The organism is Paenarthrobacter sp. R1, assembly GCF_030264015.1.
Taxonomy (GTDB): domain Bacteria; phylum Actinomycetota; class Actinomycetes; order Actinomycetales; family Micrococcaceae; genus Arthrobacter; species Arthrobacter ureafaciens.
In genome coordinates this window covers 3,513,105-3,528,601 of sequence record NZ_CP127115.1, presented here as the reverse complement: position 1 = coordinate 3,528,601, position 15,497 = coordinate 3,513,105, and the positions used below count along the sequence as shown (strand labels likewise).

Annotated in this window: 18 protein-coding genes; 6 read left to right on the top strand and 12 right to left on the bottom strand. The window is 63.4% G+C overall.

The genetic code is table 11. The features are described from left to right. Positions 1 to 17 precede the first annotated feature (17 nt). The 12 genes from QN084_RS17090 to QN084_RS17035 form a co-directional block, all read right to left on the bottom strand. Positions 18 to 1,367: an MFS transporter gene (locus QN084_RS17090; RefSeq protein ID WP_062095497.1), complete on the bottom strand. Its 1,350-nt coding sequence runs from the start codon at positions 1,365 to 1,367 to the stop codon at positions 18 to 20. Between the two features lie 151 nt (positions 1,368 to 1,518). Then, positions 1,519 to 2,283 carry an SDR family NAD(P)-dependent oxidoreductase gene (locus QN084_RS17085; RefSeq protein ID WP_021472736.1) on the bottom strand — a complete coding sequence of 255 codons (765 nt, stop codon included), beginning with the start codon at positions 2,281 to 2,283 and terminating at the stop codon, positions 1,519 to 1,521. A gap of 20 nt (positions 2,284 to 2,303) precedes the next feature. Continuing rightward, positions 2,304 to 3,296 carry a 3-hydroxyacyl-CoA dehydrogenase family protein gene (locus QN084_RS17080; protein WP_021472737.1) on the bottom strand — a complete coding sequence of 331 codons (993 nt, stop codon included), beginning with the start codon at positions 3,294 to 3,296 and terminating at the stop codon, positions 2,304 to 2,306. 2 nt (positions 3,297 to 3,298) lie between these two features. Then, on the bottom strand, positions 3,299 to 3,781 hold the full coding sequence (locus tag QN084_RS17075) for a ribose-5-phosphate isomerase (protein WP_021472738.1): 483 nt from the start codon (positions 3,779 to 3,781) through the stop codon (positions 3,299 to 3,301). Further along, positions 3,778 to 5,529 (bottom strand): dihydroxyacetone kinase subunit DhaL, encoded by a 1,752-nt coding sequence (gene dhaL / locus QN084_RS17070; protein ID WP_069695638.1) that lies wholly within the window; start codon positions 5,527 to 5,529, stop codon positions 3,778 to 3,780. The genes QN084_RS17075 and dhaL overlap by 4 nt, the downstream gene beginning before the upstream one ends. A gap of 2 nt (positions 5,530 to 5,531) precedes the next feature. Then, positions 5,532 to 6,536, bottom strand: a complete 1,005-nt coding sequence (locus tag QN084_RS17065) for a sugar phosphate isomerase/epimerase family protein (protein ID WP_031216647.1) — start codon at positions 6,534 to 6,536, stop codon at positions 5,532 to 5,534. Between the two features lie 275 nt (positions 6,537 to 6,811). Then, the gene (locus tag QN084_RS17060) at positions 6,812 to 7,510 is read right to left on the bottom strand and encodes a GntR family transcriptional regulator (RefSeq protein WP_021472741.1); all 699 of its coding nucleotides are present in this window, start codon (positions 7,508 to 7,510) and stop codon (positions 6,812 to 6,814) included. Positions 7,511 to 7,708: 198 nt separating this feature from the next. Continuing rightward, positions 7,709 to 8,779 carry an alkene reductase gene (locus QN084_RS17055; RefSeq protein WP_069695637.1) on the bottom strand — a complete coding sequence of 357 codons (1,071 nt, stop codon included), beginning with the start codon at positions 8,777 to 8,779 and terminating at the stop codon, positions 7,709 to 7,711. Between the two features lie 453 nt (positions 8,780 to 9,232). Beyond that, positions 9,233 to 9,850 (bottom strand): SIS domain-containing protein, encoded by a 618-nt coding sequence (locus QN084_RS17050; RefSeq protein WP_225740050.1) that lies wholly within the window; start codon positions 9,848 to 9,850, stop codon positions 9,233 to 9,235. Between the two features lie 30 nt (positions 9,851 to 9,880). Continuing rightward, positions 9,881 to 10,411, bottom strand: coding sequence for a hypothetical protein (locus QN084_RS17045; protein WP_069695636.1), 531 nt, complete (start codon positions 10,409 to 10,411; stop codon positions 9,881 to 9,883). 45 nt (positions 10,412 to 10,456) lie between these two features. Next, a complete protein-coding gene (locus QN084_RS17040; RefSeq protein ID WP_021472745.1) occupies positions 10,457 to 10,705 on the bottom strand; it encodes a hypothetical protein in 249 nt (82 codons plus the stop codon). A 138-nt stretch (positions 10,706 to 10,843) separates the two neighbouring features. After that, positions 10,844 to 11,047, bottom strand: coding sequence for a hypothetical protein (locus QN084_RS17035; RefSeq protein WP_062095488.1), 204 nt, complete (start codon positions 11,045 to 11,047; stop codon positions 10,844 to 10,846). Between the two features lie 133 nt (positions 11,048 to 11,180). On the opposite strand from QN084_RS17035, the gene QN084_RS17030 reads away from it, so the two are divergent. The 6 genes from QN084_RS17030 to QN084_RS17010 all read left to right on the top strand — a co-directional run bounded on the left by QN084_RS17030 (position 11,181) and on the right by QN084_RS17010 (position 15,456). Then, on the top strand, positions 11,181 to 12,356 hold the full coding sequence (locus tag QN084_RS17030; protein WP_031216649.1) for a zinc-dependent alcohol dehydrogenase: 1,176 nt from the start codon (positions 11,181 to 11,183) through the stop codon (positions 12,354 to 12,356). Between the two features lie 83 nt (positions 12,357 to 12,439). Further along, complete coding sequence (gene bioB / locus QN084_RS17025; protein ID WP_069695635.1) at positions 12,440 to 13,465, top strand: biotin synthase BioB; 1,026 nt, start codon at positions 12,440 to 12,442, stop codon at positions 13,463 to 13,465. Between the two features lie 125 nt (positions 13,466 to 13,590). Beyond that, positions 13,591 to 13,695, top strand: coding sequence for a biotin synthase auxiliary protein BsaP (gene bsaP, locus QN084_RS24190; protein WP_455769329.1), 105 nt, complete (start codon positions 13,591 to 13,593; stop codon positions 13,693 to 13,695). Between the two features lie 80 nt (positions 13,696 to 13,775). Continuing rightward, a complete protein-coding gene (locus QN084_RS17020; RefSeq protein ID WP_069695633.1) occupies positions 13,776 to 14,279 on the top strand; it encodes a very short patch repair endonuclease in 504 nt (167 codons plus the stop codon). A 107-nt stretch (positions 14,280 to 14,386) separates the two neighbouring features. Then, on the top strand, positions 14,387 to 14,767 hold the full coding sequence (locus QN084_RS17015) for an Hpt domain-containing protein (RefSeq protein ID WP_069695632.1): 381 nt from the start codon (positions 14,387 to 14,389) through the stop codon (positions 14,765 to 14,767). 89 nt (positions 14,768 to 14,856) lie between these two features. Next, positions 14,857 to 15,456, top strand: a complete 600-nt coding sequence (locus QN084_RS17010) for a helix-turn-helix domain-containing protein (protein ID WP_021472751.1) — start codon at positions 14,857 to 14,859, stop codon at positions 15,454 to 15,456. The last annotated feature ends 41 nt before the right edge of the window (positions 15,457 to 15,497 follow it).

The following is a 15,497-nucleotide window of genomic DNA, read 5'->3' as shown; positions in this document are numbered from 1 at the left end:
GGAGGCGTTGGAAAGGCTCACTTACCCAGCAATTCGTCGGCCTTGTTGTTGAAACGCTTGGTGCCGAACATCATGATGGCTGCCAGGAACGGCAGGACACCCAGCGCGTAGACACCCATGGTTCCGGTGTCCGAGGCCGTGACCTCGTTGACCGTGGTGCGCAGGATCGGTGCTACGAAGCCACCGAGGTTGCCCAGGGAGTTGATGAGGCCGATGCCTGCAGCTGCGGCGGTACCGGTGAGGAACGCGGTCGGGTAGGACCAGGAGATCGGGCCGATTGAGAGGAAGCTGCAGACTGCGAGGGTGATGAAGATGATGCCCAAAGCAGGCTGCTGGTTGGCCCCCGCCCACGCGGATCCGAAGATGCACAGGCCAGTGGAAACGAACAGTGCCGTACCCCAGCGCCGACGGCGGACCACGCTGTTGGCTGCCTTACCGATGAGGTAGCAAGCAAAGATGCCGAAGAACCACGGGATGGCGGACAGGAGACCAACTGCCAGTCCCACCTTCTGGCCCGTCAACTGGGCAACCTGCTGCGGCAAGTAGAACGTCACACCGTACACCGCGATCTGCAGGCAGAAGTAGATAACGGTGAAGTACCAGACGCGGCCGTTCTTCATGGAGGCGAGGACGCCGCGGGGACCGGACTCTTCCTTGACCGTGTCTTCCAGTGCCATGACATCGCTCAGGGCGGTCTTTTCTTCCTTGGTAAGGAACTTGGCCTCCTGCGGGCTGTTGATCAGGAAGAAGAAAGCTGCAATACCTGCAAGGACTGCGAGCATGCCTTCAACGAAGAACATGACCTGCCAGCCTTCTACACCGGGAACCTGGTCGCCGATGTTAATGAGCCAACCGGACAGCGGAGCGCCCATCATCTGGGAGAACGGCTGTGCCAGGTAGAAGATGGCGAACATCTTCACGCGGACCTTGTTGGGGAACCAGGCGGCGAGGAACATGATGACGCCCGGGAACAGGCCTGCTTCGGTAACACCCAGCAGGAACCGGAGGATGATGAACGAGGTCTCACCCTGCACGAACGCGAAGCAGGCCGAGACGATGCCCCACGTGATGGCGATGCGGGCAAGCCACACCTTGGCGCCGAACTTGGTCAGCAACAGGTTGGAAGGGATCTCGAACAGCGCGTAGCCGATGAAGAAGATGCCTGCGCCCAGTGCGTACGCGCCGGCGGTGATGCCCCTGTCCACTTCCAGCGCAGCTTCTGCGAAGCCCACGTTGGTGCGGTCAAGGAAGGCGACAATGTACAAGATGACCAACATGGGCATCAGTCGCTTCGAAGCCTTGGAAATAGCCGACTTAAGTACCGGCGAATCCAGCAACTCCTTAGTGGAAGTTGAGGCAACGGACATGGAAACTCCTCTTTGAGTAGTCAGTTGGGGGGTGATAACCGGAGCGGGTTATCAGCGTGTGAAAGCAATCAGGAATACGCCCACGGCGCAGGCAAGGATGCCCACGGCGAGGTAGATCTTGCGTTCTTTGGTCCAGGTCCTCATGCCGGGCCTAGTGCATGTACAGCCCGCCATCCACATTCAGCGTCTGTCCGGAGATGTATCCGGAGTCCTCGCTGATGAGGAAGGCGATGGCTGCTGCGATGTCGCGGGTGCTGCCCACGCGGTTCACTACAAGGTCCTGGGTCAGTTCGGCCTTGCGTTCCTCGCTCAGGGTTCCACCCATGATGTCGGTGTCGATCGGGCCGGGCGAGATCGCGTTCACCGTGATGTCGTACGGACCAAGCTCGCGCGCCGTGGCACGCGTCAGGCCGATCACTCCGGCCTTCGCCACCGAGTAGGGGGTCTTGGAGAACGTTCCGCCGCCGCGCTGTGCGGACACGGAGGAGATGTTGACGATGCGGCCGATCTTGTTCTTGACCATGGACTCGGCAACGCGGCGGGTGGCGTAGTGCACGCCGTTGAGGTTGATGCTCAGGACACGGTCCCATTCGGCCGGTTCCAGCTCGAGGTAGCCGATGGGCGAGCTGACGCCGGCCACGTTGGCCAGGGCAACGATCTGGGGCAGTTCAGCCTCGAGTTCGTCGATGGCTGCACGGACCTCGGCTTCGCTGGCCACGTTGGCGCCAACGCCGTGGGCCTTGACACCGAATTCGGCGGCAACTTCCTTGGCGGCTGCCTTGCAAGCGGCATCATCAAGGTCGATGATGCCGATGTTCCAGCCCTGTGCGGCCAGGTAGTTCACGGTTGCGCGGCCGATGCCGCGTTCGGAGACAGCGCCGGTGACGATGGCGGTGCGCTCAGCGGGGAAAGTCATGGGATTTCTCCTTGGTGGAATCAGTTGATGGGTGCCGGGCCAAGCTCTTCAATGAGCTTTTGCATGGCCACGTAAGCCTTGTTGCGGTACGCGATGAGTTCCGGGGTGCGCTCGGCGGGAACGTTGAGGAAACCTGCGCCGGTCTTGGTGCCGAGCTTGCCGGCTTCCACGAGGTCGGTGAGGATCTTCGGCGTTGCGAAGCGTTCCGGGAAGCTGGTCTGCAGCGACTTGTAGCAGAAGTTGTAGACATCCAACCCGGCCATGTCGGCGATGGCGAACGGGCCAAAGAACGGCAGGCGGAAGCCGAACGTCGTACGCACCAGGGTGTCGACGTCGTCGGCGGTTGCGATGCCCTGCTCAACCAGCTGGGCTGCTTCGTGGAACAGCGCGTACTGCAGGCGGTTCAGGACAAAGCCGGTGACATCCTTGACGACGGCGGTCTGCTTGCCGGCGGCGTGCACCATTTCCTGCGATGCGGAAACGGTCGCAGCCGAGGTGCCTGCGTGCGGGATGACCTCAACGCCCGGGATAAACGGGGACGGGTTGGAGAAGTGGACGCCCAGGAAACGCTCCGGGTTGGTGACAGCCTCAGCCAGCGCGGCGATGGAGATGGTGGAGGTGTTGGAACCGATCAGGGCGTCCGGCTTTGCAGCGGCGCTGATCCGGGCCAGGGTCTGGTGCTTGATCTCCAGGACTTCCGGCACTGCCTCTTCGATGAAGTCGGCATCGGCCACGGCTTCCTCGATGTCCTTGGCAGCCCACAGGTTCTGCTTGAGGATCTCAGTGGAGCCCTCGGGGAACAGGCCGTCCTTAATGAACTGGTCCGATTCCTCCAGGAGACGGTCGAAGTTCTTCTGTGCCACCTCGGCGGAAACGTCCGCCAAGGCAACACGGGCGCCGCCGAGCGCCAGGACCTGGGCGATGCCGCCGCCCATGTAGCCGGAACCTACGACGGCGATCTTCCGTGCTGCGGTGTTCGGGGCACCGGCGGTGGAGGTGCTTGTCTCGGTCATGATCAGACTGCCTTCGTGTAGTTGGGCTCGTAGGAGCAGATGGCATCCACCTTGGCGGCGGAAGAAGAGTTTTCATCGAAGCGGTGGCCGAGCCATTCCCCCACGAGCTTCTTGGCAAGTTCCAAGCCAATCACGCGCTGGCCGAGGGTGAGGACCTGTGCATTGTTGCTCAGGACGGAGCGCTCCACCGAGTAGCTGTCGTGCGCGGTGACTGCGCGGATGCCGGGAACCTTGTTCGCGGCGATGGCCACACCCAGTCCCGTGCCGCAGATCAGCAGCGCACGGTCGGCTTCGCCGTCGGCTACCTTGCGGGCTGCGTCGACGGCCACGTGCGGGTAGGCGGTGGAGTCGTTGGCTCCCACCCCGACGTCGGTGACGGACTCGACGCGCGGGTCTGCTTCGAGGAGGGCCACCAGGGCCTGCTTGTACTCGACGCCTGCTTCATCGTTGCCGACGACTATGCGCCAGCCTGCTGCTGTACTCATTCTGTGGCTCCGTTTCCGGCCGGTGCCGAAGCGGCGGTGGCCAGTTGTGAATCAATGAATTGCGAGATGCGGTTGACTATCAGCCCGAAGGAGACAGCACCGGGGTCCGGGTGCCCAAGGCTCTTCTCCGCGAGTGGACGTGCCCTGCCCTTGAGCGGACGGAGGTCTGCGGTTGCCGCGGCAGCGGACTCGGCAGCCGCAGCGGCTGCTGACAGTGCCTGGTTAGCCGACGCTCCGCCGTCGAGCTCTGCCAGGAAAGTGTCCCGGAACGGCAGGAGGGCATCGACCATGGTCTTGTCCCCCGGTTCTGCCTTGCCGAGCTCCGTGATGGCGTTGGCGAACGCGGTCACTGCCGCGCGTGCGTCCGCGTCAGTGTAGGAGTCGCGGTTGCCGAGGGCCTGGCCAGCCGCGATGACCGCAGAACCCCACAGCGCGCCGGAGGTGCCGCCGGCCTTTTCGCTCCAGGCCTCGCCGGCAGCCAGCAGAATCCTGGCCACGGATGATCCCGACGCGGCCTCGCCTGCTGCGGCCGCAGCGTCCACGCCACGGCGCATGCCGATACCGTGGTCGCCGTCGCCGGCAATCGCGTCAAGCTTGCCGAGTTCTTCTTCATGCTCGACGACGACGTCCCTCACCTGGGCGAGTAGGGCAACTGCCTGCTGCCCGAGTTCAGCGGCAGCCGGTGTGGCCTGCTCGGTCTCGGTGGCTTCGGCGTCGTCCGCAATTGCCTGGGTGCGGGCAGCGCGCGGTGCCATGCTTCCCTTGCGGAACGCCGGGGTGTCGGCGGGAGCGGACCAGTACTGCTCCAGTTCCTCATCCAGCCACAGGAGCGTGAGCGAGAGTCCGGACATGTCCAGGCTGGTGACCAGCTCGCCGCACTCAGGCTCAACGATGGTGAGCCCTTCTGCGCTCAGCAACTTCTCGATCTTGCCGAAGAGCAGGAAGAGTTCGTCGTACTTGACCGTACCCAGGCCGTTGACGATTGCCACCACGCGGTCGCCGGCGTCGTCGGGCTTGTCTGCCAGAAGCTTGGAGACCAGCAGTTCGGCGAGCTCGGACGCGGTGGGCATCGGGTGCTCGGAGATGCCGGGCTCGCCGTGGATACCCAGGCCGAGGGACATCTGGCCGGCCGGAACGTGGAACAGCGGTTCCTTGGCACCGGGCAGCGTGCAGCCGTCAAAAGCCACGCCGAGGGAACGGGTGCGGTAGTTGGTCTTGATGGCCAACCGCTCTACCTCATCCAGGTTCAGGCCCGCTTCCGCGGCGGCACCGGCGATCTTGAAGACGGTAAGGTCCCCGGCGATGCCTCGGCGCTTCTCCAGCTGGTCAATCGGGGCGCTGGCGATGTCATCGGTCACGGTGACGGTGCGGGTCTCAATGCCTTCTGCGTTGAGGCGAAGCTGTGCCTGCCCAAAGTGCAGCACGTCGCCTGCGTAGTTGCCGTAGCTCAGCAGGACGCCACCGCCGGCGTTTGCGGCCTTGGCTACGCGGTAAACCTGCCCGGCTGCCGGGGAAGCGAACATGTTGCCGCAGGCTGAGCCTGCTGCCAGGCCCGGACCCACCAAACCGGCGAATGCCGGGTAGTGTCCGGAACCGCCGCCAACCACCAGTGCTACCTGGCCGGCGGGAACTTCGGTGGAACGGACCACGCCGCCGTCAACGCGGGCAACGTAGTTGCGGTTCGCAGCAACGAAGCCGTCCAAGGCATCGTCGGCGAATTCTGCCGGGTTGTCGAAGATCTGCGTCATTCCTAGACTCCTGCGAACTGGGTAGATGCGGGCTGCTGGCGACCCTGGGCTACCTTGCTCTGGCCCAGTGCGTAGCCGTCGTTCTTGGGGAGGACGTGGCGGCGCAGGTAATCCTGGTTGCTGGCGGTGACGCTCAGGCCGTCTCCGCCGTAGTGCTCAACGCAGAGGATGCCCTGGAAGCCCACGGACAATGCGTACTTGAAGGCCTCGCGGTAGTTAATGAGGCCGCTTTCCATGGGAGCAGGCATGGTGATGTAGCTGTCGCGGGCAACATCCTCGTCGCGGATGTAGTTCTTCATGTGCCAGTAGTTGGAGTACGGCAGGGTCTTGTGGACAAGCTCGCGCCAGTCCTCGATGGGACGGTGCAGGCGGATCAGGTTGCCAAGGTCGGGGTTCAGGCCGACGTTGTCCAGGCCGATGTCCTGGACCAGCTGCACGGAGGAATCGCCGGTGCCGAGGTAGGTGTCCTCGTACATCTCCAGCGAGACCAGGATGCCTGCTTCAGCGGCGTGCTTGCCGATTTCACGGATGCGGGAGACTGCGTTGCCCCACGCTTCCTTGTCACCAACAGGATCCTTGTAGCCTTCCACGGTCCAGAACCACAACTGCTTCTGCTGTTCCGGGGTGATGGCCTGGTGGAGGCCGATGGAAACCACTTCGCAGCCAAGCTCTGCTGCGGCGTCAATGGTGCGGTGGCTGTAAGCCAGGTTGTCTTCCCAGTCGCGCTCGTCGATGACGCTGCGGCGGATCGCGGAGATCACCGGGATCCCGACGCCAACTTCGTCAGCGGTCTGCTTGAACTCGGCCAGGCGCTCCTTGCTCAGGTCGCCGGGACGGACCCAGCTGTCCGTGAGGTCTGCGTTGGCAAAACCGGCGTCCTTGACTTCCTGGAAGACCGAGGCCCAAACGGAAGCGTCGGCGTCGTTGACCTGCTGGCCCGAAGCATCCGTGCCCGGGAACTGCAGGAGGGCCGCGGTGATGGGCCAGTTTTCGGCGGTGTACGCCATGATGATCACTCCTTCGTGGAATCCTGTTTCCTATAGGATTTACGAATAAGTTAACGCTGTCAACCCTGAATGCGTAACTTCCTAGATCCTATATGTCATACAAATGTTTGTGAAGCCCGTCACGGGATCAGGAGAGCGGCGTCATAGGCGTCCGTGAGGTGCGGAAACACGCTGCGTGAGGGCGCCTGGCGGCGTGCGGCGTGCGGCCCCGCAGAATCAGGGACGCTGGAAAAATTCTTATGGCTTCCCTGACCCCGGGCAGGGACTGACGGACCTCAGTCTTCGGGCGCGTCAGCCATCGCACGGCCCCGCACGTTCTCTACGTGCTTGGTCATGGCTGTGGCAGCGGCTTCAGGATCGCCGCTGAGCAGCGCGTCAAGCACTGCCTGGTGTTCGGCGATCGCCTGTTCGGCGTCGGTAATGCCCACTCCCCCGAACAGCCGGAACCGCTGGATCTGCCCGCCCAAGGTGTTGTAGGCCGCAAGGAGGAACTGATTGCTGGCCTGGGCTGCAATCAACTGGTGGAAACGTTCGTCTGCTTCGAGGTAGCTGCGGTACTCCGCAAAGCTCCCACCGCGCGGAGCTGTCCGCAGGTCCTCGACGGCCTGCTTCAAGGCTGCGAGTCCGTCAGGGGTCATCCGCGAACAGGCCAGGCGGGCATTGACAGGTTCAATGGAAAGCCGGGCCTCCATCAATTCCGCGAAGTCCTCGCGGGTGAAAACGGGGGCCACCCGGTACCCCTTGAGCGCCACCCGACGGACCATCCCCGTGTGCTCCAAACGTGCCAACGCTTCGCGCACGGGGGTAGGTGAGACTTCCAGTTCCCGGGCCATGCCGTCAATGCTCACAGCCGCTCCGGGCTCGAGCCGGCCATCCATCAACCACTCGAGCAGGGCCTCGTAAACGTGGTCGGCAAGGACCTGCCGGCTCACGGGAAGGCCGGTACGGACGGAGCTCGGGGAAGCTGCAGGCATGAGCAAATCCTATAGGAATGCCTCCAAGGAAGGGAGGAGGACGCCCGGACGGACCCATTCCCCAGCTATTACCCTGCTATCCCCCAGCGTCACATTTCGTCCGCACGCCCCCAACTAGGTAGCAGCAGAGCGCGTTTAGACGGCTCTAAACGCGCTCTGCTGCGACCCAGTTGGGTGCCGGGTTAGTGGGGTGCCGGGTTAGTTGGCGTAGAACGGGTAGTCGGTGTAGCCCTCCGCGCCGTCGGCGTAGAACGTGGCGGCGTTCGGTTCATTCAAAGGCAGGCCTTCGCGCCAGCGGCGGGCAAGGTCCGGGTTCGCGATCGCGGGACGGCCCACCACCACACCGTCAGCAAGGCCATCGGCAACAAGCGCGACGGCTTCCTCGCGCGTGGTGATCTCGCTGAACCCGGTGTTCACCAGGAACGTGCCATTGAAGCGTTCACGCAGGTCCTGGACCAGGGCACCCTTGGGATCGTGGTGCAGGATGCTGAGGTATGCCAGGTTAAGCGGCGCAATGGTGTCAACCAAGACCTCGTAAGTGGCCCGGACGTCCGCGGCATCGGTCTCTGCGATTCCTTGCACGTTGTGCTCGGGCGAGATACGGATGCCCACGCGGTTGGCGCCGAGGGCCTCCACTACGGCGTTGACCGTTTCGATGACGAAGCGTGCCCGGTTTTCCGGCGAGCCACCGTAGCTGTCCGTGCGGACGTTGGAGTTCGGAGCGAGGAACTCGTGAAGGAGGTAACCATTGGCGGAGTGCAGCTCCACGCCGTCGAATCCTGCCTCAATAGCGTTCCTGGACGCTGTGACGATCTCCTGGAGCACGCCGGGAAGTTCGTCAGTGCGCAGCTCGCGGGGAACCGGGAAGGGCTGCTTGCCGTTGGGCGTACGGACATCGCCGTCGATCGCTACGGGGCTGGGGCCAACAATTTCATGCCCGCCAGTGATGTCGGCATGGGAGACGCGGCCGCCATGCATCACTTGGGCGAAGATCCTGCCGCCTTCAGCGTGGACCGCATCAGTCACCTTCTTCCAGCCGGCGATCTGCTCCTCGGTGACCAAGCCGGGCTGGCCGGTGTAGGACTGGCCGGCGGGCGTCGGGTAGGTGCCTTCGCTCACGATCAGGCCCAACGAAGCCCGCTGGCGGTAGTGCTCTGCAATGAGGTCATTCGGCACGCCGTCCAAGCCTGCACGCAGTCGGGTCAGCGGGGCCATGACAAGGCGGTTGGGAAGTTCAAGCTCACCGAGTGCCAGCGGGGAAAACAGCATGCGCAGTTCCTTTCAGAGTGAATCGGGTTCACCCTCGGCAACTGAGCGGCGTCTGCAACTATTCCGTCATGAGTCGCAAGTCACACCGGCGACTCCCCCTCTTTCCATCCCTCTCTCACATACCAACGGGTTTTGCGCATTGCTCTGTCACCTGATCGGGTTAGAAGCCGCTCCCCTATCCGCTTGACGCACCCGTGGTACCGGACGCGATGGGCGGCAAGGCGTGCGCCGCGACCGGAGCCCGGCCAGCCGATAAAGTTCGACGGCGGCACTCGGCGAGCGCCGCCGTCGAGCCTTCCGCTGCGGGACGTGAAAGAGCAAACCAAAAAGCCCGACGGGAAGTGATAGAGCAACCCGAAAAAACCGACGGGAAGTGATAGAGCAACCCGAAAAAACCGACGGGAAGTGATAGAGCAACCGGGGGGATGGGGCGGGAAGTGATAGAGGGACGTGCTACTGGTTGACCTCGCGCATGGCCTCGTCGAAGCACTCGCACAGGGCAAGCACGGCGACGAGGTGCGCTTCTTCGGCGTGCGGCGGATCCGTATTGATGTTAACAGCCTCGTTAACGGCCTGGGCCAGGTCCTTGGATTCCCTGCCGGTGAGGGCCCACACCTTGGCGCCGGCTTTCTTGGCAGCTGATGCGGCGTCCCGGAGATCGTCCGTGATGCCCTTGGCAGCCAACAGCACCACGACGTCGCCCCGGTTGACCAACTCCGGGATCTGGCCGCTGATGGTTTCCCCGGCTTCCTTGTGGGCCACGATCGCCCTGAAGGTGCCCGGGTTGCCGTCGGGATGGTGGGCGGCATCGTGGGCTGTAAGTTCGGAGGCGAAGCGCTGGGCCTCATGGGCTGAGCCGTCGCTGCCGGCAGCAAAGACCTTGGCGCCGCGAAGCCTGGCCCGGGCCAACTCTTCACCCCACTCGGCAAGGCGTGAAGACTCGCGCCGCAACGCTGCCACGGCCGGACCGATCTCGCCAAGATGGCTGAGGACTACGTCTACTGCGTGCCTGTTTGGCTTTGCGTCGCCCGACCGCACCGTTTGTCCTGTTCGCCTCACCACGATGCTCACTTCCCTGCCCTCCAGAGTCTTGTTCGAAAACTAGGCGTTCCTGTCGCCGTCCCGCACAGAACCGTCCCGCACCGAACCGTCCCGCACAGTGTTGCCCTGGCCTGCCCCGTCATTGGCGGCTTCGCGGTGCGAGCGGTCCCGGGTCAGGCGGTGGCCGTCGTGTTCGGCGTTCTGGACGCGGGCGTCGTGTTCGGGGACATCGGCGTCCCGGGAGGAGCCGTTGCCGCGGGTGTTGGCATCAGGGTCAAGTTTGTCTGCGTGGCGCAGGTGCTCTTCAACGCGGCCGCTCGCTTCCTTGGCTTTGGCTGAGTCGCGCTCGGCTTCGCGGCGGAGGCGGTTCGCCTCGGCTTCGGCCTGGACAGCAGCGGCCTCGGCCTGCGCGGACTCCACCTTGGCCTGATGTGCGCTGACCGCCTCTTGGTCTGCCTTCTCCCGCAGGTCGAGGGCGCGTTGGCGGTTGGCTTCGGCCCTCTTTTTGCGCCCCACCATCAGCGCGATGATGATCGCGGCTATGACGACGACGGCCACTACGATAATCAGTACTATTTGCCCGGTATCCATGTGGATTGCCTCCTTGGTGAACGGCTTGGGTGGTTTTCGAGTGTCTTAGGCCGGGAGTTCCATGCGGAATCCGCAGGTGCACTGCAGCACCCGGGTTTCCAGGTACACGTCCATGAGGGCCTCTTCGTCCTCTTCGGTGGACAGGGGCGTGTAGATGCTCCGGGCCGATGACCGGGCGAACTTCATGGGCTCGCCGCAGTGGATGTACTCGCCGTGCACCTTGAGCAGGCCGGACAGGTCGGCATGCTTGCGTGGAACGCCGTCGGGAACCAGCGGATTCTCTATGATTGACAACTGCCCACTCCTCGTCAGTTCAGTTCGATATGTTGTGCCTTACATCATATTAACCTATTTATCAGGTTGCTTACTAACGATTTGGACGCAATTGTCCGCCGACAGCGGCACGCAAGCTCCGCCGTCGTCATTCGGTGGTCAGCTGCCGGTAGCCTCCGGATGCTCGCGCGCCCGCTTCTCCTCCGGCGATTCACCGCTCTCATCCGGAACAAACGTGGGGTCGACTTCGGTGGTGAAGTCACCGCTTCCGGGCTCGCTGTGGGGAGGTTCGACGCCAGCCGGTTCAGTCGGTTGCTGGGGTTCGGCGGGTGCTCGCTTCTGTTCGTTCGGTTCTCCGCTCATGGCCTCAATCTATGACGGGGGCCAAGGGGTGTCGAGGCCCGCCGTCCCTTGTGCGGGTCATCCAACTCTGTTTGGCTGGGATGGTCTCCTGCAGCGTGGGACACCTCCAGCCAAAAGCAGGGAGAGCACCGGTATGAAAGCAGTGACGTGGCAAGGCAGGCGCTCATTGAGCGTCATCGAAGTCCCCGATCCAACTATTCAGGAACCAACGGACGTGATCGTCAGGATTACGTCCACGGCCATTTGCGGCTCCGACCTGCACCTCTACGAGGTCCTCGGCCCCTACATGCATAAGGGCGACGTGATCGGCCATGAGCCCATGGGCATCGTGGAAGAAGTGGGCCCGGAAGTCCACAGGCTCAAGAAGGGCGACCGTGTTGTGGTGCCCTTCAATATCTCCTGCGGCCGCTGCTATATGTGCAACCAAGGCCTGCAGTCCCAGTGCGAGACCACCCAGGTCAAGGAGAAGGGTTCCGGGGCTGCCCTCTTCGGCTATTCCGAACTCTACGGCTCCGTGCCCGGCGGCCAGGCGCAGTACCTGCGCGTGCCCTTCGGCGACTACGGTCCGGTTAAAGTCAGCTCCGACCTTCCCGACGAACGGTATTTGTTCCTCTCCGACATCCTGCCCACCGCATGGCAGGCAGTGGAATACGCCAACGTCCCCGACGGCGGCACGCTGGCGGTCCTGGGGCTGGGACCGGTGGGGCAGTTCGCTGCCAGGATCGGCAAGTACAAGGGCTTCCGGGTGATCGGCGTGGACCCTGTTCCGGAGCGGCGCGCAATGGCCGAAGCCCACGGCATCGAGACCATGGACTACAGCCCGGATGTTGCCGGGCAAATCAAGGAAGAGACCGTGGGCCGCGGACCGGACTCCGTGGTTGACGCGGTGGGCATGGAAGCGCATGGCTCCCCCGTCGCATCCTTCCTCCACAAGGCCGTGTCCTTGCTGCCGGACAAGCCGGCACAGGTGGCCATGGAGACCATGAGCGTGGACCGCCTTGCCGCGCTTCACACCGCGGTGGACCTGGTCAGGCGCGGTGGGACCATTTCACTGAGCGGCGTATACGGCGGCCAGGCCGATCCGATGCCCATGCTGACCATGTTCGACAAGCAGATCCAACTGCGCATGGGCCAGTGCAATGTGCGCAGCTGGACGGACCAGCTGCTGCCCCTGGTGGAAGACGACGCCGATCCCCTGGGAGTCATGCACCTGGTGACCCACACCGGTGGACTTGACGACGCTCCCGAGCTCTACGAGAAGTTCCAAAAGAAGCAGGACGGCTGCATCAAGGTGGTGCTCAAGCCGTAGGTCTTCGCGCTCCAAAATCCGGGGGACTGCTTTGTGCCGACCCTCCAAAATCGGCCATGCGTCCCCCGGATAGCGTCGAGTCCATGACCATCGACGCAACGCATGAAGCCACTGGTTACGCCATTCTGGACCTCGCAAAGGACCAAGTCCTGGAGCGGGGCGAAGGACTCACCGAGGATCAGCTTGTAGAGATCCTCCAACTCCCGGACGACGCCATTCCGGCCGCCCTGCAGCTGGCCCACGAGGTGCGCCTCAAGCATTGCGGCGAGGACGTGGAGGTGGAGGGAATCATCTCCATCAAGACCGGCGGGTGCCCGGAGGACTGCCATTTCTGCAGCCAGTCGGGCCTGTTCGACTCTCCCGTGCGCGGAGTGTGGTTGGACATCCCCGAACTGGTTAAGGCAGCCAAGGAGACTGCCGCCACGGGAGCCACCGAGTTCTGCATCGTCGCCGCGGTGCGCGGTCCTGACATCAAGCTGATGAACCAGATCAAGTTCGCGATCGACCGCATCAATGAGGAAGTCGACATCAACATCGCCTGTTCCTTGGGCATGCTGACCCAACGCCAGGTGGACCAATTGTCTGAATGGGGCGTCCACCGGTACAACCACAACCTGGAGACCGCGCGCAGCTACTTCCCGCAGGTGGTCACAACGCACAGCTACGAAGAGCGCTTGGACACGTGCCGAATGGTCAAGGAAGCAGGCATGGAACTGTGCTGCGGCGCCTTGATCGGGATGGGCGAAAGCCTTGAACAACGGGCAGAGCTGGCCGCGCAGCTTGCCGCCCTTGAACCGCACGAAGTCCCCCTGAACTTCCTCAACCCCAGGCCCGGAACCCCGCTGGAAAACCAAGGCATCATGGACGGCAAGGATGCGCTCCGGGCCATCGCGGCGTTCCGCCTGGCGATGCCGCGCACTGTCCTGCGTTACGCGGGAGGCCGCGAGTTGACCCTCGGCGACCTCGGTACCCGTGAAGGGCTCCTGGGCGGCATCAACGCGGTGATCGTGGGCAACTACCTGACCACCTTGGGTCGCCCCGCAACAGCCGACCTCAACCTCCTGGTGGAGCTCAACATGCCCATCAAGGAACTCCAGAAGTCGCTGTGAACAGCGCGGCCCTGCAAGTAACCACCTACTGCGGCCACTGCGGGGGTGAAGCCACCGGCGCCGCAAGCACCCACGGCGAGCGCCCGACGTCGGAGGCTCACGTGCCCTGCCTCCGGCAGTTGGTGATGGAACCGCCGCGCTATTGCACCGTGTGCCGACGCCGGATGAAGGTCCAGGTGACGCCGCTGGGGTGGACCGCGGAGTGCTCCCGCCACGGTGTGGTCCGGTGACGGCCTCGGCAGCAGCACGGGGACACCGGAACGGGGCCGACACCACGGCGGTGCGGTGAAGCCGGCGCTACTGTTGAGGGATGGGCGAGAGCCGGGATTTGCTGACACCGGAGCAGCGCAGCCGCAACATGTCCCGGATCCGGGGCAAGAACACCAAGCCGGAGCTGCTGGTCCGCAGCATCCTGCACGCCAAGGGGTACCGTTACCGGCTTCACGGGCGCGCGGGCACGACGACGCTCCCGGGCCGGCCGGACCTGGTGTTTGCCGGCCGCCGCAAAGTGATCTTCGTGAACGGCTGTTTTTGGCATTTCCACGACTGCAAGGCAGGGCGCCATGCGCCGGCAGCAAATGCGGAGTTCTGGGCGGCCAAACGCACAAGGACCCGCGAGCGCGACTCCCTGCAGCGCGAACAGCTGGAGGCCTCCGGGTGGGAATCCCTCACGGTGTGGGAGTGCGAACTCAAGGACCGCGGCGAGCTGGAAAGCCGGTTGACGGCCTTCCTTGAGGGCGGAAGCCAGCGCCTGGCAGCTCCCCTGGATTCGCCGGAACGGTCCCCCGCCGCGGGTGATCAAGACTGGCTCTGAGTCCGCTCAAGATTGGATCAAGCTTTCACTTTGGGGCACGTGCGCTGTTCGGCTGGTCCTACTGTTGAATCGTGAATCCATTGTTCGGCAGCGGCGGGAGGAGTCTGGTGTCAGAGTATGACGAATGCACAGACTCCCTGGTGGATCGCTCGGTCCTCACCGAACTCCGGGCCGACGTCGGCGGCGACCAAGCGATCGTCAACGCGTTCGTCCGCAACTACGTGGCGATGCTGCCGTGGCGGGTGGCCCGGCTTCATCATGCCTTGGACAACCTGGACCTGGACGAGGCAATGGACGCTGTGCTCAGCCTCAAGACGTCCAGCCACATGGTGGGAGCGATCTGCTTGCGGCGGCTGGCTGCTGAACTGGAAATCGGGATGAAGCTGCTCAGCGGCGGGGAGCAGCTGGCCGAGCTGACGCCCTTGGTGGATGAGATCGATGCCTTCGTCTTCGGCACCATCAGCCAGCTGGAATCATCATTTTCCTGAAATTTTTTACTTTGCTGAAGAAAACCATTGACTCGCTAAAAATCTTCACTATAGTTGTGTGAGTTAGCTCACCAACGAAGGATGCGGCAATGACCACCGAGACTCCTGCTCCCCCGGCCACCAGCGAACTCCTGGCCACCGTGGGAAACAAGGTGCGCACCATGCGTAAGGCGAAGGGCATGACCCTGGCCCAACTCTCGGACATTACCGGCCTTAGCCAAGCAATCGTCAGTCAGATCGAACGCGGCATGGCCAACCCGTCCTTCACCACGTTGGCACAGCTGGCCCATGGCCTGGACATCCCCGTAGGGAGGTTCTTCATTGGCCAGGACGAATCAAGGTCACCCGTCGTCCGCAAAGCGGACCGGCGGAACCTGCAAAACGTCACCCGGGAATCGGTCGGCGAGGCAGTCCACGAGCTGCTGACCCCCAACCGGGACGGAAGCATCGAGGCGCAGTGGATCAGTACGCCCCCAGGGCACGACACCAGCGCCACCCCTTTCACACACAGCGGTGAAGAGTTCTGCTACATCATCTCGGGCCGTAAGGACGTCTATTTGGACGGCGTCTGCTACAGCCTCGAAGAGGGCGACTCCATCACCTACTCCTCAGAAATCCCCCACTGGTACAAGAACAGCTACGAAGAGGTATGCGTAGCCATCTGGGTCAACGCACCACACGCGTGGTAACGCACCCGTCCTCGGGCGGGCCAGGCGTTTTCCCTTAACTG

Bases quoted from the DNA above. Each gene is read 5' to 3' on its own strand.
- QN084_RS17090 (WP_062095497.1), bottom strand. From the start codon at position 1,367: ATGTCCGTTGCCTCAACTTCCACTAAGGAGTTGCTGGATTCGCCGGTA.
- QN084_RS17085 (WP_021472736.1), bottom strand. From the start codon at position 2,283: ATGACTTTCCCCGCTGAGCGCACCGCCATCGTCACCGGCGCTGTCTCC.
- QN084_RS17080 (WP_021472737.1), bottom strand. From the start codon at position 3,296: ATGACCGAGACAAGCACCTCCACCGCCGGTGCCCCGAACACCGCAGCA.
- QN084_RS17075 (WP_021472738.1), bottom strand. From the start codon at position 3,781: ATGAGTACAGCAGCAGGCTGGCGCATAGTCGTCGGCAACGATGAAGCA.
- dhaL (WP_069695638.1), bottom strand. From the start codon at position 5,529: ATGACGCAGATCTTCGACAACCCGGCAGAATTCGCCGACGATGCCTTG.
- QN084_RS17065 (WP_031216647.1), bottom strand. From the start codon at position 6,536: ATGGCGTACACCGCCGAAAACTGGCCCATCACCGCGGCCCTCCTGCAG.
- QN084_RS17060 (WP_021472741.1), bottom strand. From the start codon at position 7,510: ATGCCTGCAGCTTCCCCGAGCTCCGTCCGTACCGGCCTTCCCGTGAGC.
- QN084_RS17055 (WP_069695637.1), bottom strand. From the start codon at position 8,779: ATGCTGTTTTCCCCGCTGGCACTCGGTGAGCTTGAACTTCCCAACCGC.
- QN084_RS17045 (WP_069695636.1), bottom strand. From the start codon at position 10,411: ATGGATACCGGGCAAATAGTACTGATTATCGTAGTGGCCGTCGTCGTC.
- QN084_RS17035 (WP_062095488.1), bottom strand. From the start codon at position 11,047: ATGAGCGGAGAACCGAACGAACAGAAGCGAGCACCCGCCGAACCCCAG.
- QN084_RS17030 (WP_031216649.1), top strand. From the start codon at position 11,181: ATGAAAGCAGTGACGTGGCAAGGCAGGCGCTCATTGAGCGTCATCGAA.
- bioB (WP_069695635.1), top strand. From the start codon at position 12,440: ATGACCATCGACGCAACGCATGAAGCCACTGGTTACGCCATTCTGGAC.
- bsaP (WP_455769329.1), top strand. From the start codon at position 13,591: ATGGAACCGCCGCGCTATTGCACCGTGTGCCGACGCCGGATGAAGGTC.
- QN084_RS17020 (WP_069695633.1), top strand. From the start codon at position 13,776: ATGGGCGAGAGCCGGGATTTGCTGACACCGGAGCAGCGCAGCCGCAAC.
- QN084_RS17010 (WP_021472751.1), top strand. From the start codon at position 14,857: ATGACCACCGAGACTCCTGCTCCCCCGGCCACCAGCGAACTCCTGGCC.